Here is a 19675-nt window from a genome sequence, read left to right as displayed (position 1 = left end):
GCTCTGGCGTCCTACCTTGATAGAGCACGTGAGGGGGCCCATTCGTTCCCGATTGGGGCGGCCGTTCCCGACCGGTGCCGCTGTCGGGCTGCGGCACCGGCGCAGGCGGCACCGGCGCAGGCGGGCTTAGAGGACGACGACGGTGCGGCCCATCGGCATCAGGTTGCGGGCCCAGATCATGTCCATGGCCTGGTTGCTCACGCGGGCGCAGCCATGCGAGGCGGGATAGGCGGGGACCGAGGTGTAGCCGTGGACGGCGATGCCGCCGACGAAATACTTCGAGCGGTAGAGCGTGCCGAGGGGGCCGTGGTCGAGGCCATTGACCTCGAAGATGACCGAGAAGGTGCCCTTGGGGGTGATCGCGGTCTTGGTCTGGCCCTGGCTGACATACGTCTGGCCGCTGCCCGTGCTCGTGTTGAGAATCGCGACGATCGCGCCATTTTCGACGACGGTCAGAACCTGGGTGGCGAGGTTGATCTGGACCGCGGTGCCGGTGACGTGCAGGGTCGGCCGGATGCCCTTGTCGAGGGCGGCCTTGGTGGCCGGGCCGTAGACGCCATCGCGGCCCAGGCCGGCCGTCTTCTGCAGGGCCATGACGGCCTGGGAGGTCAGGTAGCCATATTCGCCATCGGGCGTGCCGAGCCAGTAGCCGAGGTCGGAGAGCCGCTGCTGCATCCGCTGCACGGCGGGGCCCTTGTCGCCCTGCTTCATCGTGGAGGTGTCGCTGAGCGGGGGCGGTGTGGGAGTGGTCGGCGTGGGCTTGGGGGTCGTGGGGGTTGGCTTCGGGGGCGTCGGCTTGGTCGTGGGCGGTGAGGGCTTGGTCGCTGTCGGTGACGGCGTGGTCGTCGAGGAGGACGGGGTCGTCGCCGAGGGCGACGGCTTCGTCGTGGAGGAGGGGCTCGGGCTGGTCGTTGAGGACGTGCTCGAGGTGGAGACACTGGTGGGGGACGTTGCCGGCCCGGACGCACCATCGGTACCCGCCGGGCTGCACGCCGTCAAACCGATCAGACCGGCCGCGAGGAGGGTGGCGGCGGTGGAAATCTTTGCATTCATGCTGATCAAACCCCTGGTGTCGTCGCTTTCCGAACCCGTTCCGGGCCCTTTCCCTCTCCGACGTATGAGGCGTGACGAGGGTTGTCGGTGGTTTCGTAACGAAGGCATCACGGCGCCGGCTGGCGACGAGGCGCGGAATCCTTCGAGCCTCATGTAGCGTTATCCCCACGAACACACATTCACCGGGATCGCTGCGTTAAGGCCGACTTGGCCGGAGTGATGCCATCCCGCTAGGACATGAGGGGGTCACGCCATGGGGCGCGGCCGGGCCAAAGCCAAGCAGACCAAGGTTGCTCGGGATTTGAAGTACTACTCCCCGAACACCGATCTCAGCGCGCTTGAGCGAGAGCTTCACGGAGCAACACGGACGACCGAGCGGGCAGTTGCCGCCGACGAGCCGGATGACGACGACTACAACGACGACTACGCCCGCTGGGCGTCCAGTCGCTGAAGTCGCCTTCAGCACCTGACTGACCCTCACGTCGCCGGGGCCGCTGCCCTGGCGGCGGGTGAGTGGCATCATCTCGTGACCGTGGGGTCCCCCACGGGTGCGTGCTGATCTGGCACGCTCTGAGCATGACTGCCAATAGCACGAGCGCCGAACGGGTGCGCTCGCTCGGTGTCGAGACCACCGGCATCGAGATCATCGGCGAGGCCGAGCGCACCGCCTCCCCAAAGGACCTCTTCTGGCCGTGGTTCGCGGCCAATGTGTCGGTCTTCGGCATCTCGTATGCCGCCTTCGTGCTCGGCTTCGGGATCTCGTTCTGGCAGGCGGCCCTGGTCACCGTGCTCGGGATCGTCATCTCCTTCGCCCTGTGCGGTGTGATCGCCATCGCGGGCAAGCGGGGCTCGGCCCCGACGATGATCCTGTCGCGAGCCCCCTTCGGGGTCACCGGGCAAAAGCTGCCCGGCGTCATCTCGTGGCTGGTTTCGATCGGTTGGGAGACCTTCCTATCCATCATGGCGGTGCTCGCGACGGCCACTGTCTTCGAACGGCTCGGCTGGGGTGGCGGCACCGGCATCAAGATCGTGGCGGCCATCGTGGTGGCGGCGATGATCGTGCTCGCCTCCGTCGCGGGCTATCACATCATCATGAAGATGCAGTCCTATCTCACGTGGATCACGGGCATCGTGACGATCCTCTTCGTCGTCATCGCCTCCTCCCACATCGACTGGGGCAAAGTGTCGGCGATCCCCTCTGGCCCATGGCAGGCCGTCGTCGGCGCCCTCGTGATGCTGATGACCGGCTTCGGTCTCGGCTGGATCAATATCGCGGCGGACTGGTCCCGCTACCAGCGCCGCGACGCCAAGGGTTCGGCGATTGTCTTCTGGAATACCTTCGGCGGCGCCATCGCCCCGACGCTCCTCGTGATCTTCGGGTTGCTGCTCGCCGGCTCGGACGATGCTGTCAAGGAGGGCATTGCCGCCGACCCGATCGGCGCCCTGGCCCAGGTGCTGCCGACCTGGTTCCTCGTGCCCTTCCTCATCGCCGTCATCTTGTCCCTGGTTTCCGGCGCCGTCCTCGGCATCTACTCCTCCGGGCTGACCCTGCTCTCCCTGGGCGTGCGCATTCCGCGGCCGATGGCGGCCCTGGTCGATGGCGTCATTTTGACCCTCGGCACCATCTGGGTCGTCTTCTTCGCCAAGAACTTCCTGGGCCCGTTCCAGTCCTTCCTCATCACCCTCGGCGTGCCCCTCGCCGCCTGGGCGGGCATCATGATCGCCGACATCGCGCTGCGCAAGCGCGACTATGACGACGATTCGCTCTTCACCACAACGGGTCGTTATGGCGCCGTGGACTGGGTCTCGATCGGGACGATGATCGTCATGTCCGTCATCGGCTGGGGCCTGGTGGTCAACAACTTCGCTGCCGACGCCAGCTGGAACAACTGGCAGGGCTTCCTGCTCGAGCCGCTGAACCTCGGCACCTGGAATGCCACCGACGGCTACTGGGAGGGCAACTGGCCCTATGCCAACCTCGGCGTGCTGCTCGCCCTGGTCGGCTCCTTCCTGATCACCTTCCTGGCCCGGCGAGGCAAGGTCGCGAACCAGGAAATGGCGCGCGGCACGACGACCTACTCCGACCGCGCATGACGAGCGCCCCGCTCGGCACCGACGACTGGCTGGTCATCATCGACCCGCAGGCGATTTTCGCCGATCCGACGACGAGCGCCTGGGGGTCGCCGATGTTCGCCGGCGCGCTGCCGGACATGGTCGCCCTCGCGGCGGCATACGGCCCGGAACGCACGGTGATCACCCGCTTCGTCGCTGAGCCTGGCCTCGGCGGATCGTGGGGCTCCTACTACGACGACTGGCCGTTCGCCCTGGTCCCCGACACCGATCCGTTGTATGCCGTGGTGCCCGCCCTCGACGGCCTCGCCGGGCATGTGGTCACGGAGCCACGATTCGGCAAGTGGTCCGATCGGCTGCGGGCCGTCCTCGGGGAGCAGCCCCGCGTCACGCTCGCCGGGGTGTCGACGGACTGCTGCGTGATCGCCACCGCTCTGCCTGCCGCGGACGCGGGCGCGACGATCCGCATCGCCGCCGCGGCCTGTGCCGGCTCAACCCCGGAAAATCACCAGCGGGCCCTGGACGCGATGGCGCTCTTCGGCCCCCAGATCGTCATCGGCTAGGCCCGCGCGGTGACGGCGCACCCCGATCTGATCCGGCAGGAGCGCGCCCGGCCCTCCGCCATCGCCGACCGGATGTCGAATCTGCTCGATCCGGGAATCGTCGTCGCCGCCCTGGTCCTCGCGGTCGCGCGTGCCGCCAGCCCGGGCTGGCTGCCCGCTCTCGGCTGGTCGGCGCTCATCGTCACCTTCGCCGTGCTGCTGCCGTATGCCGCCCTCGCCCTCCTCGTGCGCACCGGCCGGGTCGCGGATCGGCACGTCATCCGGCGCGATGAGCGGCATCTTCCGGCCCTTATTGCGCTGGTCAGCGTCGTGGTGGGCACGCTGGTGTTGACCGCGCTGAACGCACCACGCGACCTGCTGGCGCTGGTGTGGGCGCTCGTCGCGGGCGTGGCCACGCTCGGGCTGGTGACGACGATGAGCAAGGCCTCACTGCATACAGCCGTGATCGCGGGCGCGGTGACGATCCTGACGATCCGGCTCGGGGCGGGGGCCTTGCTGCTCAGCCCCCTGGTCGCGCTGGTGGGTTGGGCGCGGTGGCGGGCGGGACGGCATACGGGCTGGCAGGTGGCGCTTGGTGCGGCCCTCGGCGCGGCGAGTGCGGGGCTGACCTTCGCGGGCTTGCGGTGAGACGTCGCGCGCTCGCGGGCGCCCTAATCCTGGCCCTCGCCGGGCCGGCCGGATGCTCGCGCGGGGAGCGCTTCGATGATGTCTTCTCGCCCGTCGACGTGCGGCTCCCCGGGCCGGTCACGGCGATGGCCGCCCTCGGTCACGAGGCCCTGCTCGGGACCTATGACGTATCCGCTCGCCCTCGTGCGGGGCTGTTCCGAGTCTCATCGACCGACGATCTGGTGCCCCTCGACATCACGGCCAGCTCGCCCTATGCCTTTGAGGGGCGCTTCCGCTATCTCGCGACGGATGGCAACGAGGTCACCGGCCTGACCGGTATCTCGGGCGGCGCGCACGGCAATGTCCGGTGGGCGGTATGGCGCGGCGCTGGCCCGGTGCTCGAGCAGCCGCAGACGTTCGAGACCTTCGGAGGGATTGATGCGGGAGCGTTGACCGGGGTGGCCTATGACGCGACCGGGCCGCTGCTGGTCGGCAGTTGGAAGTCGGCCGTGACGGGGCTGGACGCCGCGATCTGGCGCCCGGAGGGCACGCGGTGGGTGCGGGCCGAGTCCGCGGGCACCGCGTTGGCCAACCGCGCCGACCGGCTGGTGCAGATCAGCGCGGCGGCCACCGCGCCGGGAGGGCGCGCCCTGCTCGCCGGGGCGGCCACCGATCTACAGCAGGGGGTGCGGGTGGCTCCGCTCGCCTGGGTCGAGCGGGATGGTCAGTGGCACGCCCAAGAATTGCCCACCCTTCTGGCTGCTGAGAGCGCCAACGGGGTGAGCACCGGTGTCGAGGCGGCCTCCTGTGGACCCGTATGGTGCGTGCTCGCCGGGCGCGATCACGGTGAATTGCGGGCCTGGCTCGGCCGGTTCAGCGCGGACGGGACCTTCACGGTCGACACTGTGCGCGCGCCGGTCCGCGGATCGGCCCAGGCGGGCGACACGATGACCTCGCTGGTGCCTGACCAGGCCGAATGGGTCGGCACCGGTGTCAGCGCGGCCTATGCCTGGCTGGCCCTCGCGGACGGCAGCGGTGCAGGGACGGTATGGCGCTGGCCGCTCCCGCGCAGCACGGCGGGCACCGACGGCGGAATGCTGGAACTCGAGGTGCCGGGCAGCCCGACCGCGGTGGCGGTCGCGGGGGATCGGGTGTGGCTGGCCGGGACGGCCAAGGAACGCGTGGCCCTCTGGTCCGCGCGCGGCTGATCTAGGCGTTGTCAGGTGGCGTAGTTGCCGAGGATCTGCACCGAGCCGCCATGGACGCCCTTGGAGCCGCGCACGACCTCGACGCCCTCCTCGATCGGCGCAGCCTGCGCGGCGTGGATTTCGCCCATCACCCAGGCCGGGATTCCCGCGTCGGCGAGCAGCGCAGCCGCCCGGTCAGCGGCCGACTCGGGCAGCACCGCGACGAAGCCCACGCCCATGTTGAGCGTGCGCTCAAGGTCGAGAGGCGGGACCTTGCCGAGTGCCCCGATGGTCGTGAAAACCGCTGGCGGCGACCAGCTTTCGCGGTGGACCCGGGCATGCACGCCGGGGGGCAGCACGCGGGCGAGGTTGGCCGCGAGGCCACCGCCGGTGACATGCGAGAGCGCGTGTACGCCGCCCGCCTCCCGCACCTGCGGATCCCGGATCAGCGTGAGCAGGTCCGCGGCATACACCCTGGTCGGGGTGAGCAGCTCATCCCCCAGCGTCTGTCCGAAGTCCTCGACCTGCCGATCGAGCGCCCAGCCCGCGGCGGCGATGACCCGCCGCACGAGGGAGTAGCCATTGGAATGCAGGCCCGACGCGGCCAGGCCGAGGACGAGATCGCCCGGGGCGACCCGGTGCGGGCCGAGGATGTCGGCGTGCTCGACGACCCCGGTGGCGGCGCCGGCGACGTCATACTCATGCTCCCCTAGCAGGCCGGGGTGCTCTGCGGTCTCCCCGCCGACGAGGGCGGTGCCGGCCTGTTCGCAGGCCGCGGCGATGCCGGAGACGATGGCGGCGATTCGCTCCGGGACGACCTTGCCGCAGGCAATGTAGTCGGTCATGAAAAGCGGTTCGGCGCCGCACACGACGATGTCGTCGACGACCATGCCGACCAGGTCGAAGCCGATCGTGTCGTGTCGGTCGAGGGCCTGGGCGATGGCGACCTTGGTGCCAACCCCATCGGTCGAGGTCGCGAGGATCGGGCGGTCCATTCGTGCAAGGGTGGAGGCGTCGAACAGGCCGGCGAAGCCGCCGAGCCCTCCCAGCACCTCCGGGCGGGTGGCCCGCGCGACGGCGGACTTCATCAGTTCCACGGCCTTGTCACCGGCCTCCACGTCGACCCCGGCGGCGGTATAGGTGATCGGCGCGTCAGTCACAAGCCGACCCTATGCCGTGCTCGCGGGGCGCCGGCTCCGTGTCCGAGTCAGACGACGCCAGAGCCAGGTGGTGGGCACGGCGCGCCCGGTCGCGACATACTCCGCAACGGCCTCGTTGAACAGCGTCTCGTGGAGGAAGGCGTAGCCGCGGGCGGGCGAGGCCAGCAGTAGCTCATCGCCCACCCGCAGCGGGGTGTCCTCGTCTGGAGTTGGCGTGACCTCGCTGCCGCGCTTGTGCGCCAGGGCGACGACCGGGGCGAAGGATTCTCGGTCAGCGGGATTGCGGAGCAATTGGCCGATCGTCATCGGGTCGTGGGCGAGCCAACGGACCAGACCCGGCGCCCCCGCCTCATCGATGCTCAAGCGCCAGCCATTGGGTGACCCCGGCCCGCAGCGGTCGAGCAGATGATCGAGGAAGGCCTGCGACCAGTCCTCGTCTTGCTCACCGCAGAACTCCAGGAACTTCCACATTCGGGGCGTGACGATCCGCGAATAGCACTCGCGCGCAACGAGTTCCGTGGCGAGAAAGATCGAGTCAGGGGCGAAGGCGTCATACAGCGGGGCGCTGGCGGCCTTGCTCTGACGCAGGCACAAGAAGATGCTCGGCGACTGGCGCCGCACTTCCGCGCCGAGCGCGAGGTTGACGGTGTCGTGATCGGCGCCGGCGACGAAGCCGACATAATCCCGGCAGTCGCCGATGCCATCACTCGGGTCGCGGTGGACCACGTTGTATCCGGCGCCGCGCAGGTCCCGCTCGATCTCGGCCTTGAAGGCGCCCTCGGCGCAGACCAGCCAGGTGCCATCTGGCACGGCGTGGGCCGTCTCCGGGACGGGGCTGCCAAGCGGTGACATCAGCCAATGCATGAGTTGCAAGGTGACGGGCCGACGCAGCCCGATAGCGAGATAGGCCCCGAACCGGTCATACGGATTGACCACGGCCGTCGCCCCGAACTCGCGCATGTGCTCAGCGAGTTCGCGATCGCGCGCCCAGGCGATGACGGGCAGTTCCGGGCGAAGGAGGTGCACAGCCTGGACGACCCCGAGATTGGTGAGATCATCCCCGGCGAGTGCGAGCACGCCGACGCAGTGCTTGTGCCCCAGACCGGCCAGGCCGAGCACAGCGGGCGCCGCGGCGTCGCCCTGCACGCCCGGCACCTCGGAGGAGAGTTGCTCGGTGGCGAGCCGGTCGATGCGCAGGCCATCGGAGTCGATGACGACGAAGCGCGATCGGATCAGGTCCAAGGCATTGCCGACCCGATGGCCCGCCCCGCCATAGCCGGCGATGATGTGGAACTTCTCGTTCTGGTGGCGCACCTTGCGCCCGAAGCGCTGGGCGGCGACGGCATCGCGGAAGCCCTCGTCCTGACTGAGCGCGAGAACCATGCCGATGGCATACGCCCAGGCTATGACGGTGGCGTAGATGCATCCGGTCACCCACAGTCGCTGCTGGATGCTGAACGGATAGGGGATCTCGCCGAAGCCGATGGTCGTGGCGGTGTAGCTCATGACGTAGAAGGCTTCGAAGACGCCGATGCGGGCCGGATTGCCGTCCGCGTCCGTGCCGGGCATGGCGGCCAGGCCGAAGACGCTGACCGTGAAGACCCCGACGAGGACGACCAGGGGCATCCGCATCCGGCGCAGCAGCAAGAAAATCGCATCAGATCCGGGTGCGGCCGAGGGGATGGCGACGTGGTTTTGCCGTAGGTCGGTCGAGCGCCGCCGGCGCGGACGGACCAGGAGCAGCGGGTTGACCACGGCGGGCTTCAGCGGCGGTGGTAGGTGATCGTCTCGGCCACGAGCAGGACGATGGAGACGACATTGGCCATCAGCGCGCCACCGGAGATGGAGACCACCGCGCTCATCTCGGCGCCACTGACGACGCCATCGGCATCGGCGAGCAGCCAGGTCACGGTTGCGGCGAGGAGTTGGATGGCGGCGACCAAGCTCGTGGCGAGATGGAGTGCGCCGATCTGCGTGCGGTCCCCGAACTTCAAGATGACCGCGATGATATTGACGACGACCGCCGCGAAGAGTTCGTACTTGTTGTGAACGTTCGGGTCGGTCAACTCGCCGATGAAGTACCCGAAGTTCAAGGTCGCCGCGAGGACGACGAAGAAGCCGAAGACGACCTTCTCAAGACTCACAGAGCCGAAACTACCGCCTCGGCCCCGCTTGCGTTGTGGGCCGGAGCTCTTGGTTGCTCAGTCGAGCGGCCTGAGGTCCATCGGCAGTTGCATCTCGAGCAGGCCCTTGCCGAGCTTGTCCTCCGAGGGCAACGGAATCGGGTAGGTGCCGGTGAAGCAAGCGCTGCACAGCTGATCGGGCTGCTGGTTCGTGGCCGCTACCATGCCGGCCTCGCTGATATAGCCGAGGCTGTCGGCGCCGATCGACCGGCAGACATCATCGACCCCGATGCCCGTCGCGATCAGCTCGGCACGGGTCGCGAAGTCGATGCCGTAGAAGCACGGCCAGCGCACCGGCGGCGAGGAGATGCGCACGTGCACTTCGGCTGCACCGGCCTCGCGCAACATGCGGACGAGCGCGCGCTGGGTGTTGCCGCGCACGATCGAGTCGTCGACGACGACCAGCCGCTTGCCGTGGATAACGTCCTTCAGCGGGTTGAGCTTGAGCCGGATACCGAGCTGGCGAATCGTCTGGTTCGGCGAGATGAAGGTCCGCCCGACATACGCATTCTTGACCAGGCCCTGGCCGTAGGGGATCCCGGACTCTTGCGCGTAGCCGATGGCTGCGGGCGTGCCCGACTCGGGGGTGGGTATGACGAGGTCCGCCTCGACCGGATGCTCACGGGCCAGCGTGCGGCCCATTTGCACTCGTGCTTCGTGCACGACGCGGCCGCGGATCGTGGTGTCCGGCCGGGCGAGATAGACGTACTCGAAGACGCAACCCTTGGGCTCCGGAATCGCCCACTTGCTCGAGCGCAGGCCGTCCTCGTCGATGGCGATCAGTTCACCGGGCTCGACCTCACGAATCAGGGAGGCGCCGACGATGTCCAGGGCGGCGGTCTCGGAGGCGACCACCCACCCGCGCTCGACTCGACCCAGGACCAGGGGACGGATCCCCTGCGGGTCGCGGGCGGCATACAACGTGTGCTCATCCATGAACACGAAGCTGAATGCGCCGCGCAGCCGGGGCAGCAGCTCCAGCGCGCGCTCCTCGATGCTGCGGGACGGGTCGTCGACAAGGAGCGCTGTGACGAGGGCGGTGTCGGTCGTGTTGCCGCGACGCAACTCCCCGGCGTGCACATCGAATCCCGCGTCGGCGCGCTCCATGACGAGCTCGCGCAGTTCCGCGGAGTTGATCAGGTTGCCATTGTGGGCGAGGGCGACGGTGAAGCCGCTATGGCCGCCGAGCGTCGGCTGGGCGTTCTCCCAGGTCGAGCCGCCGGTCGTGGAGTAGCGGCAGTGCCCGACGGCGATATGCCCGACCAGCCCGGACAGCGAGCGCTCGTCGAAGACCTGCGAGACCAGGCCCATGTCCTTGTAAACCAGCAGGCGGCGGCCGTCGGAGGCAGCGATGCCGGCCGATTCCTGGCCGCGGTGCTGCAGGGCATAGAGACCGAAGTAGGTCAGCTTGGCGACATCCTCGCCCGGCGCCCAGATCCCGAACACCCCGCACGCATCCTGCGGGCCGCGCTCCCCGGGCAGTAGGTCGTGGGTGAGCTGGCCGTCTCCTCCTGGCACGGCCTTAGTCTCCCACAGCGTCGGACGGGTACAGCGTCCTCGTCGCGGAGCCCTGAAATTGCGGCCGAGCGCAGCTATACCTGCGCTCGGCTGGCATTTGAGCGCTTCGGCGCGAAACTGCGCGCCAAAGCGAGGACCCCGTCTGCTGGAGCAGACGGGGTCCTCGTGCACCTAGGGCGCGTCCGGTGCCACCCGACGGGGGTCGGGCGGGCTGCGGGATCAATCCTTGTTGCGATCCCAGCGGGTGAACCCAGCGGCCACCGCGCTCTCCTCATCGAAGAACCAGACCTCGGCGCGGGTGCGCTTGAACCACGGGCTCTCCGGCGTGTGGAAGAGCATGCTGTCCTCGTTACCCTTGATCGTCCATCCGTCCGGACCCTTGCCGCGCGGGCCGGCCTTGACCGAACCGCGGCCGTATGGCCCCTCGTCGACCTCGCTCAGCGGGACAGGTGCCGGTGCCGCCGGTTCTGCGGTGGGGGCCGCTGCCGGGACCTCCATTTCTTCGGCTGCGGCACCGGGGAGTTCGAGCCCTGCCAAAGTGGCCGGCTCGGTGTCCACGAGCGCGCTAGCTCGCGTGGCCGGGGCGTGAATTGAGCCCATATCCAGCAGGTCGTCGGGGGATTCCAGATCGGACGTGGTCGAGTCCGGCGCCGCGGATTCGATTGCGGTGTCCGTCGCGACGGTCTCGACCTCGAGGGTCTGCGCTTCGTCGGGCTCAACATCGCTCGTCGCGTCTTCTGACGTGTCGACGTCGGTCGCCGCCGGGGTGCCAGTCACCGGGGTGTCGGCAGACGGGCTTGGACGCCGCGTCTTCCAGTTCCAGGGCGAGAAGCCTGCGGCGGCCGCCGTGGCTTCATCGATAAACCAGACCTCCGCGATCGTCCGCTCAAAGTGCGGCGACTCGGTGGTGTGGTAGAGCATCGAGTCTTCGTTGCCCTTGACCGACCAGCCTTGCGGCCCGGAACCATCGGACGCCGGCACCGCCGAGCCCGCGCCATAGGAGGCTAGCGAGAAGGCGACGTGCGGGGCCGCGGCCGCCTCAACGACCGACTCGGTCTCCGGCTCCGGCTCAACGACCCCCTCCAGCCCGGCGACCGGCTCCGGCTCGGGTTTGGGCTCCGGATCTGGCTCCGGCTCCGCGACCGGCTCGGGCTCGGGTTCGGGCTCCGCGACCGGTTCGGGCTCCGCGACCGGCTCGGGCTCGGGTTCGGGCTCCGGCTCGACAACCGGCTCGGGTTCAGCCAGCGGCTCAGCCTCCGGTTCGGGTTCGGGCTCCGGCTCGAGCTCAGTAGCAACCTCATCGAGCGCACCGGCACTCGCGGGCTCGACCTCGGCGAGCGGCTCGGCCGCGGCCCCGGCCGTCTCGGGCCCCGTGTCGTCCGGCGCATCGCTGTCCACGTCGGCATAGGCGGTCCGTGCATCGGCTTCCGTAGTCGCCTGAACGGTCCCGTCCTCGACGGCCGATTCGGCCACCAACTCGGACTCGCCTCGGGCGGCCGAGGCCGGCTCACCCTCGGCGGTTTCGGAGGCGAGGTCGTTCGTGGCATCAATGTCCAGACCGGCGAAGGCAGCCTGGGCATCGTCAGCCGGGGTCGCCTCGACGGTCCCGTCCTCGGAGCCGGGCTGAACCTCGTCCCCACTCGGAACGGCGGCCGCCTCAGACGGAGCCGATCGGGTGCGCCAATTCCAGGCCGCGAAGCCGGCGGCTGCTGCCGTGGCCTCGTCCTCGAACCACACCTCGGCCTTGGTCCGGGCATATGACGGACTCTGCGGGGTGTGGAAAAGCATCGAGTCCTCGTTGCCTTTGACCTCCCAGCCCTCCGGACCGGATCCGTCGCGAGCAGGCAGGACTGATCCCGCGCCATAGGCGGCAGCGGCAAAGCCGGCTAGGCCAAGACCCGCAGCGACGCCCGAGTCCAGTTCCTCATCAGCGGCCTCTGACGCTGCTTCTTGGGCATCGACGTCCAGTCCCGCGGCATCGGCACCGGCCAGTTCTGGCTCTGGGTCATCGGACGGTTCCACCACGTCGGCGGCAGGCAGGTCGAGCTCTTCCTCAACGGCTGCTTCTGCCGCGTCACCGTCGACCTGGGTGGAGTCCAAGTCGAGCTCGGCGTCAACGGCCGACGCACTGGCATCGAGGTCGACGCCGGCGTCCACGGTTTCGGACTCGACCTCGGTTTCCTGGGCAATCGCTGGGGTGCTGTCGTAGTCCGGCAGCTCAGTGGACTGATCGTCGACCTCAGCGATCACTGGAGTGTCGTCGTCCAACAGCCCGGCCTGGCTGGTGACAGTTTGGTCGTCGGTCGTTTGGTCTAGGGCGCCAAGGTCGAGGCCAGAGTCGGCGTCCACATCGGCATCCGTCGCATCGACGGCCACGACCGGTGCATAACTTGGACCGGTGATGGCCGGGGCGTCACCCGAATCGAGGTCGACGGTCGCGTGCCGACCGACGGAGTCCTCTGCAGCGTCCGCATCGAGCGCTGGCCCATCGACATCCACGGCAGGAGCCGCAACGTCGACCGCCGGGGCATTCAGGTCGATGCCGGCATCCGGCACGTCCAGATCGATCCCAGCATCCGGAGCATCCAAGCCGACGGCTGGCGCCGCAACATCCGCCGCCGGAGCATCAAGATCAATGCCAGCATCCGGCGCGTCCAGATCGATCCCAGCATCCGGAGCACCCAAGTCGACGGCTGGCGCCGCAACATCCTCCGCCGGAGCATCAAGATCGATCCCAGCGTCCGGCGCGTCCAAGTCGACGGCTGGCGCTGCAACATCCGCAGGAGGGGCATCCAGATCGATCCCCGCATCCGGCGCGTCCAGATCGATCCCGGCATCCGGCGCGTCGAGATCCACGGCTGGCGCCGCAACATCCGCCGCCGGGGCATCCAGGTCAATGCCAGCATCGGGGACGTCCAGATCGATCCCCGCGTCCGGCGCCGCGACGTCCACGGCCGAGGCATCCAGGTCAATGCCAGCATCCGGAGCGTCGAGGTCAGCGGCCGGGACCGCGATGTCGGCGGCGGGCGTGTCCAGGTCGATACCGCCGCCTGCGGCGTCGAGGTCCACCGCGGGGACATCGAGATCGACGACCGGAGCGTCGAGATCCAAACCACCATCCAGATCGATGCCCTCCTCCGGGGCATCCAGATCTACGGCCGGGGAGGCAATGTCGGCAGCGGGAGCATCCAGATCGATCCCCGCGTCCGGAGCATCCAAGTCCACGTCCGGCGCATCCAGGTCAACGCCCCCGTCCAGGTCGATATCCGCGGCTGGGCCGTCGAGGTCGACGGCAGGGTGCTCGCGAACAACAGTCTTGTCCACGTCCACCGCCGGCAGGGCAGGCTCGAGGTCCACAGCGGTATCGGCCGCCGCGAGATCGAGGTCCGCCTCGGCATACTCGGCATCCACATCGTCGTCGTCCAAGACCGCGGCAGCGCCGACCGCGCTCGCCGCAGCAGCACCGGCGGCCAGGCCGCCCTCACGGGAGCGGATCGGCACTTCCTGGATGATGCGCACCTCGCGGGTGGCGCGGCGCACCATATAAATCCAGGTCAGCAGGGCGCCCAGCACAAATGCCAGGACAAAGAGCCACCACTTCATCACAGGTCTCCGATCGCACGAGTTTCGGGAACGTCGGCGAAGGCCTCGTTCTCATTGGTGGGGCCGACGGACATCCGCGCGACGAGATAGGCGACGAGGGCTCCGAGGGCGAAGGCCAGGAGATACCACAGCCAGGCAGTAACGAATTCCATGAGTTCCTCAGTTCACCGTGATCTCGACGCGACGGTTGGCGGCGATACCCGCCGGAGTGGAGTTGGAGGCGATCGGGTCCGCTTCGCCCTTGCCGACGGCCGTGACCTGGGTGTCCGCGACGCCATTGCTCACGAGCACCTTGCGCACCGACTGTGCGCGCTGTTCGCTGAGCCGCTTGTTCTCGGCATCAGAGCCCGAGGAGTCGGTATAACCCGTCACCGTCAGCCGGGCATCGGCGCACTTCGAGGCCATGGCGGCGACTCTCTTGAGAACGGCAACGGAGTCGTCATTGGGGTCGGTGCCGTACTTGACGAAGGTGATTTTGGTGTCGGCGAGCGCGACCTTGATCGAGTCGCCGAGGTTCGCGCAGGCGGCGGCTGCATCCGTGCCGACGGTGATGCCATTGCTCACGGACGCGCCCGGCCAGGCCGCGGCGAGCGCGTCGGCCACCTTGGTTTTGGCATCCTCGGCGGCGACCGTTCCGGTTGCCACCAGGGACTTCAGGTCCCAGGCGAGGCCGAAGTCGCCGGCATCCTTCAAGGCGGCAAGCGCGCTCCCGACGGCAGCGGGCGCCGGCCCCGCCGCACTCGCGGCCACGGTGACCTTGTCCACGACCGTGGAAACGCCGAGGGCGGACTTCACGGAGTCGATCAGCGCGGTCTTGGCCGCCTCGTCTGGCACATCGGCGCGGACGGTGACGGCATCACCGGCGCGGGTAATGGCGAAAGCGCTGCTGGCGACCGTGCCGTCGCCCGTGGCCGGCGAGCCCGATGACGACGAGGAACTCGAATCGCTCGAGCTGGACGTCGATGAGCTGCCGGAGGTTTGCCCCGCGCTGGACGTCGTGGAGGTCGGGGAGGTCTTGCCTGCCGATCCGGAGTTCGCGGTCGTGCCAGAGCCGCCGAACGCCAGACCCGCGGCGGCTAAGACAGCCGGCACCCCGAGGAGCGCGCCCCACCACCAGCCACCGGGATTGCGCCGGTAGCGACGCGTCTCCTCCGCCCAGGTCGCGACGCGCTCATGGCCGACGATGCGGCCTTCGCCGTCGCCTTCCCAGACCTCGTCGCCGTCCTCGCGATATTCGCCGGACCCGTCGTATGCCATTGCCACTCCGTTCGCTAGAAGCGTCTGCCGCGCTTCGCGAGCACAAAGATACGGTGCCGGACCGACAGCGCGCGGGACGAGCGGGAGGTGGGGTAGGCGGCATACATCACCTGCGCCCAGCGCGGCTGCTCACGGGGGTTTGCCGGACCCGAGACCGGGGTATGTCAGCGGCGCCCGCCAGCAACCAAAGCCGCCACCGCGGCACCCCCCAGCGCACCGAGCAAAAGGCCCAGGATCGCGAGATAGCCCAAGGCCGTCTGGTTGTCATACAGGCCGTTGTCGTCATTGAGAAGGTAGATGGCCGAGCCGGCCAGAAAGCCCACGAGCGCGCCGGTGACGATGAAGGTCGCCACCCGCGGTTCCCGACGAACCACTGCTTTGCGGGTCATCGACAACCGCCCTTTCGCAGAATCTCGGGCCGACCCCATGCGGTTGTCGGTCCCGGGTCCTAGTGTGTCACTGGCCATGGACGACCAGGGAGAGGACCAGGCTATGACCCTTTCAACCACCACCCGCCACCGGCTCATGGGGAGCGCCGCGACCGGGACCGCCGTCGCGATGCTCGTCGCGACCGCCGCCAACGCCGCCCCAACCCCCGGCGCGGGCGGGATCGGCGATCCCTACTACCCCGCCTATGGCAATGGCGGTTACAACGTCTCCAACTACAACCTGTTCGTCGACTATGTCCCGACCTCCGGCCGGATCACGGGCACCGCGATCATCACGGCCAAGGCCACCCAGGACCTCTCGTCCTTCAACCTCGATCTGATGCTCGATGCCAAGACGGTGACGGTCAACGGCAAGCCCGCCGAGTTCGCCAAGCCGGACCCGCACGAGCTCGTCGTGAAGCCGACGCTGCCGCTCGCGAACGGCTCAACGATGGTCGTCAAGGTGACCTACACCGGCATCCCGAGTCGGCTCAGCTATAACGGGGTCAGCCCGTGGATCGGCAGCGGCACCGAGGCGATCGCGCTCGGCGAGCCCGAGATCGCCGCGTGGTGGTTCCCCAGCAACGACCACCCGCGCGACAAAGCGACATACCAGATGAGTTTCTCGGTACCCAAGGGCCTTGAGGCCATCGGCGCCGGGGACTTCGTGGGCAAGACCAGCGGGACCACCAAGGACGTCTGGAAGTGGTCCTCGTCCCAGCCGATGGCGACCTATCTCGCCTTCATGGCCGTCGGGCAGTTCGATGTGCTGACGGGCACGATGAACCAACGGCCGTACACCACGGCGATCACCACGACGCGCTCGGACTCGGCGATCACCCGCGCGAAGGCCGATGTGCTGCGCACGCCCGAGGTCATCAACTGGGGCGCCTCACAGTTCGGTCCGTATGCCTTCAAGCAGGTCGGCGGCGTCATCGCCAACCAGAGTTTCGGCTTCGCCCTGGAAACTCAGCAGCGGCCCGTCTACACCCCCGACTTCTGGGAGGGCGGCACGAATATGTATGTCGTCGTCCACGAGAACGCCCACCAGTGGTTCGGCGACTCGGTGAGCATCCGCAACTGGCGCGACATCTGGCTCAACGAGGGCTTCGCCACCTATGCCGAGTTCCTGTGGTCGGACAAGAAGGGTGAGGGCACGACCAACCAGCTCCTAGAGGAGTATTACGGGGCTTTCGGCGGCGACCCCACCTTCTGGAAGGTCCCGATCTCCAATCCCGGCGCCAAGAATGAATTCAATGGCGCGGTTTATCTGCGCGGCGGGATGGCTCTCGCAGCCTTGCGCAATGTCATCGGTGAGGCGGACATGACCAAGCTGCTCAAGGCGTGGACTGCGGCCAAGAAGGGCGGCAATGCCAGCATTCCGGAGTTCACCGCCATGGCCGAGCGGATCTCCGGCAAGGAGCTAAGCCCGTTCTTCTACAACTGGCTGACCGCCCGCACCAAGCCGGCCAAGACCGCCGAGAACGGCTTCCTGCCGGCCCGCTTCGACGGCATCCGTCCGGCATCGGCCGACATCATTGCGCGCAACGCGATGATGCGCGGGGCGCGGTGAGCGAACTGCCGCAGAGCCGGGTCCCCGACCCGATGGATGCCCCACCGGTCCGGTGGGGCATCCTCGGGACCGGTCTGATTGCCGGGGCCATGGCGTATGCCGTGCGCTCCGGCACCCGGTCCACTCTCGCCGTCGTGGGGTCGAGAAACGCCGAATCCGCGGCCCGCTTCGCGACCGAGCATGGGGTGGCCCGCAGCGTGGGCAGCTATGCAGAGTTGGTGGCGGCACAGGACGTGGACATTGTCTACGTCGCCAGCCCGCACTCGGCGCACCTCGAGCACTCTTTGCTCGCATTGGAGGCTGGCAAGCCGGTGCTGGTCGAGAAGGCCTTCACCCGCAACGCGGACGAAGCCTCGCGGCTCCTCGGCGCCGCACGGGCTGCCGGCCTGTTCTGTATGGAGGCGATGTGGGCCCGCTTCCTGCCGCACTATGACGTCGTTCGCCAGCTTGTCGAAGGCGGGCATCTCGGCACGGTACACACTGTCTTTGCCGATCACGGCCAGCGGCTGTGGCCGGGCGGTCCCCAGCGACTGTCCGATCCAGCGCTCGCTGGCGGGGCGCTGCTCGATCTCGGCATCTATCCGGCGTCCTTCGCGCAGATGGTGCTCGGCGACCTGAGCGACGTCCAGGCCATCGGGACGTTGACCCCGGAGGGCGTCGATGCGACGGTGAGCATCGTGGCCCGGGGCGGTGACGGGGGCGCCCAGGCGATCCTCAACGCCACCATGGCTGCCAAGACCCCGACCACCGCCTGCGTGGCAGGCGATCAGGCCAGGATCGAGATTGACGGCGACTTCTATATGCCGAACAAGGTTCGCCTGGTCAGTCCCGACGGTGCGGTGCTGGGGACCTGGGGTTACGACCTCGGGAGTCGCCATGTGGGGCTGCGGTATGAAGCCGCCGAGGCGGCCCGTCGGCTCTCGGCTGGCGAGCTAGAGAGCCCAATCATGCCCTGGCGCGACACCTTGTCGATCATGCGCACGCTCGATGAGGTCCGGGCTCAGATCGGTGTCGCCTATCCGGGCGAATAGCCGGGACGTCATCGGCGAGGGCGGCATCACATTCGAATGCCGCCCTCGCCATTGAGTGTTAGGGCCGGGGTGCACTCCGGCTCATGGCCGGGGGGCGCCCATTGCAAAGCGCTCATTGCAGGGGCAGGTATTCGGAGAGATCGGCACGCGTGCCGCTCCAGCGCACCTTGCCGTCCTCCACGGCGTCCTGCCAGGTCAGGGCTCCGACGGCCAAGTCCAGCCAGGTCGACGCATCGGCTTCGACGACATTGGGCGGCGTGCCGCGCCGGTGGACGGGGCCGTCGATGCACTGCACCGCCCCAAAGGGCGGAACGCGCACCTCGACGCTGCGTCCGGGATGGCGTTGCGCGAGCTCTTCGAGCGTGTAGCGCACCGCCAGAGCCAGGTCGTCGCGCTCCATATCCGTCTCCGTCGCCGCAGCCTTGACCCGCTGCACAGCCGCCTGGCCGTCTGCGGGACGGATCCGACGACGAGGAGGCATGTGCACATCTTCCCAGTCATCACGGAAGGGCTCGGCCTGCCCGCCTGCCGGGAGGGTGGCCGATGCCAGCCACCTTCCCGGCCGCGCGGGCGAGCGTCAGCGAGGATCCTCAGCGCAAGGCGGCCCGCTGGCGGACGTCATACGCAGCGTCGGCGGCGTCGATGCTCGCGCGCGAGGACAAGTCCACCCCGGCGCGGGCGGCAGCGGCCTTCGCGGCAGGGGTGCTCAGGTCCGGTGCAACAAACGACTTGGGCTGGATGCGGCGGTCGGCGGCGGCATACGCACTCTGCTGGCGAGCGAGCCGATCGGCGGAGGCGGCCGCGGTCGCCTTGAGGCCGGCGGACATCCGCAGCGCCGAGCCAGTGACATAGGGACTGACGGTCGGCAGATAACCGTAGGCGTGGCCGTCAACCTTGGGGTGGTAGGACTCCGAAATCGGGTTCGACAGCCCATTGATCCACTCCGGGCTGTCGCAGACAGCATGGCCGACGAACCGGGAGGTGGGATTGGCGAAGGCGAAGCCTCGAGCCGCCGCCGCGCTGGCGAGCTTGCTGTTAAGCAGATCGGCGGTCGCGTTCAGGCGCGACTCCTCGGTCGGCGAGAACCACGTGAAGGCGTTGCAGTCCTCGCCATTGAAGATTCGCGGATAGCCGACGACGGTGACCTTCGCCTGCGGCGAGCGGGCGCGGATGCTGGCATACAGCGTGTTCAGGGCACTGGGCAGGGTGTTGTTGATGTAGGCATTTGCTTTGTCGATCGCGCCATAACAGTTGCTCATCCACGAGGGTAGCGCGCAGGTGATGGCGCTCATCGAATGTCCCCAGGTCTGATCGTTGATTGTCCTCACCTGGTGGCGGGGTCAGCGTAGTGGTTGGCGGGTGCCGGTGGTGGTCGCTCGGAGGGCTTCGCCTCGGGCGTGGTGAGCGCGGAGCCGGTAGGAGTCGCCGTCGAGGTTGAGCACG

Annotated in this window: 19 protein-coding genes; 8 read left to right on the top strand and 11 right to left on the bottom strand. The window is 68.4% G+C overall.

Annotated elements, in window-relative coordinates; all coding sequences use genetic code 11:
* Window positions 1-126: 126 nt before the first annotated feature.
* A complete protein-coding gene (locus ABD225_RS03505; protein ID WP_344081364.1) occupies window positions 127-711 on the bottom strand; it encodes a L,D-transpeptidase family protein in 585 nt (194 codons plus the stop codon).
* Here ABD225_RS03505 and ABD225_RS03500 point away from each other — a divergent pair.
* The 6 genes from ABD225_RS03500 to ABD225_RS03475 all read left to right on the top strand — a co-directional run bounded on the left by ABD225_RS03500 (window position 695) and on the right by ABD225_RS03475 (window position 5500).
* A complete protein-coding gene (locus ABD225_RS03500; protein ID WP_344081361.1) occupies window positions 695-1210 on the top strand; it encodes a hypothetical protein in 516 nt (171 codons plus the stop codon). The two genes, ABD225_RS03505 and ABD225_RS03500, sit on opposite strands and share 17 nt — an antisense overlap.
* Before the next feature lie 96 nt (window positions 1211-1306).
* Window positions 1307-1504 (top strand): DUF3073 domain-containing protein, encoded by a 198-nt coding sequence (locus ABD225_RS03495; protein WP_344081358.1) that lies wholly within the window; start codon window positions 1307-1309, stop codon window positions 1502-1504.
* Between the two features lie 125 nt (window positions 1505-1629).
* On the top strand, window positions 1630-3147 hold the full coding sequence (locus ABD225_RS03490) for a purine-cytosine permease family protein (protein WP_344081355.1): 1518 nt from the start codon (window positions 1630-1632) through the stop codon (window positions 3145-3147).
* Window positions 3144-3686: a cysteine hydrolase family protein gene (locus ABD225_RS03485; RefSeq protein WP_344081352.1), complete on the top strand. Its 543-nt coding sequence runs from the start codon at window positions 3144-3146 to the stop codon at window positions 3684-3686. The genes ABD225_RS03490 and ABD225_RS03485 overlap by 4 nt, the downstream gene beginning before the upstream one ends.
* Before the next feature lie 9 nt (window positions 3687-3695).
* Complete coding sequence (locus tag ABD225_RS03480) at window positions 3696-4313, top strand: phosphatidic acid phosphatase (protein WP_344081349.1); 618 nt, start codon at window positions 3696-3698, stop codon at window positions 4311-4313.
* On the top strand, window positions 4310-5500 hold the full coding sequence (locus tag ABD225_RS03475; protein WP_344081346.1) for a hypothetical protein: 1191 nt from the start codon (window positions 4310-4312) through the stop codon (window positions 5498-5500). The genes ABD225_RS03480 and ABD225_RS03475 overlap by 4 nt, the downstream gene beginning before the upstream one ends.
* 11 nt (window positions 5501-5511) lie before the next feature.
* Here the strand turns inward: ABD225_RS03475 and purM are convergent, their stop codons facing one another.
* From purM to ABD225_RS03435, 8 genes are all read right to left on the bottom strand, one after another.
* A complete protein-coding gene (gene purM, locus ABD225_RS03470) occupies window positions 5512-6639 on the bottom strand; it encodes a phosphoribosylformylglycinamidine cyclo-ligase (RefSeq protein ID WP_344081343.1) in 1128 nt (375 codons plus the stop codon).
* A 9-nt stretch (window positions 6640-6648) separates the two neighbouring features.
* Window positions 6649-8394: a potassium channel family protein gene (locus ABD225_RS03465; RefSeq protein ID WP_344081340.1), complete on the bottom strand. Its 1746-nt coding sequence runs from the start codon at window positions 8392-8394 to the stop codon at window positions 6649-6651.
* Window positions 8395-8402: 8 nt separating this feature from the next.
* Window positions 8403-8783: a DUF6394 family protein gene (locus tag ABD225_RS03460; RefSeq protein WP_344081337.1), complete on the bottom strand. Its 381-nt coding sequence runs from the start codon at window positions 8781-8783 to the stop codon at window positions 8403-8405.
* Window positions 8784-8840: 57 nt separating this feature from the next.
* A complete protein-coding gene (gene purF / locus ABD225_RS03455) occupies window positions 8841-10340 on the bottom strand; it encodes an amidophosphoribosyltransferase (RefSeq protein ID WP_344081334.1) in 1500 nt (499 codons plus the stop codon).
* Between the two features lie 219 nt (window positions 10341-10559).
* Window positions 10560-13943, bottom strand: coding sequence for a channel accessory protein ArfC, sunset domain variant (gene arfC / locus ABD225_RS03450; RefSeq protein WP_344081331.1), 3384 nt, complete (start codon window positions 13941-13943; stop codon window positions 10560-10562).
* Window positions 13943-14095 (bottom strand): channel accessory protein ArfB, encoded by a 153-nt coding sequence (gene arfB / locus ABD225_RS03445; RefSeq protein WP_344081328.1) that lies wholly within the window; start codon window positions 14093-14095, stop codon window positions 13943-13945. Before arfB ends, arfC begins: the two co-directional genes overlap by 1 nt.
* 7 nt (window positions 14096-14102) lie before the next feature.
* Window positions 14103-15200 (bottom strand): channel-forming protein ArfA/OmpATb, encoded by a 1098-nt coding sequence (gene arfA, locus ABD225_RS03440; protein ID WP_344081325.1) that lies wholly within the window; start codon window positions 15198-15200, stop codon window positions 14103-14105.
* A 164-nt stretch (window positions 15201-15364) separates the two neighbouring features.
* The gene (locus tag ABD225_RS03435) at window positions 15365-15589 is read right to left on the bottom strand and encodes a hypothetical protein (RefSeq protein WP_344081322.1); all 225 of its coding nucleotides are present in this window, start codon (window positions 15587-15589) and stop codon (window positions 15365-15367) included.
* A gap of 103 nt (window positions 15590-15692) precedes the next feature.
* On the opposite strand from ABD225_RS03435, the gene ABD225_RS03430 reads away from it, so the two are divergent.
* Window positions 15693-17201: a M1 family metallopeptidase gene (locus ABD225_RS03430; protein WP_344081319.1), complete on the top strand. Its 1509-nt coding sequence runs from the start codon at window positions 15693-15695 to the stop codon at window positions 17199-17201.
* On the top strand, window positions 17198-18232 hold the full coding sequence (locus tag ABD225_RS03425) for a Gfo/Idh/MocA family protein (protein WP_344081316.1): 1035 nt from the start codon (window positions 17198-17200) through the stop codon (window positions 18230-18232). Before ABD225_RS03430 ends, ABD225_RS03425 begins: the two co-directional genes overlap by 4 nt.
* Window positions 18233-18344: 112 nt before the next feature.
* Here the strand turns inward: ABD225_RS03425 and ABD225_RS03420 are convergent, their stop codons facing one another.
* Window positions 18345-18713, bottom strand: coding sequence for a sterol carrier family protein (locus ABD225_RS03420; protein ID WP_344081313.1), 369 nt, complete (start codon window positions 18711-18713; stop codon window positions 18345-18347).
* Between the two features lie 109 nt (window positions 18714-18822).
* Complete coding sequence (locus ABD225_RS03415) at window positions 18823-19491, bottom strand: SGNH/GDSL hydrolase family protein (RefSeq protein ID WP_344081311.1); 669 nt, start codon at window positions 19489-19491, stop codon at window positions 18823-18825.
* Window positions 19492-19675: the final 184 nt, after the last annotated feature.

Origin of the sequence: Nostocoides veronense (assembly GCF_039531185.1) — a bacterium.
In the GTDB taxonomy this organism is placed as follows: Bacteria; Actinomycetota; Actinomycetes; order Actinomycetales; family Dermatophilaceae; genus Nostocoides_A; species Nostocoides_A veronense.
This window is presented reverse-complemented; position numbering and strand designations above follow the sequence as displayed.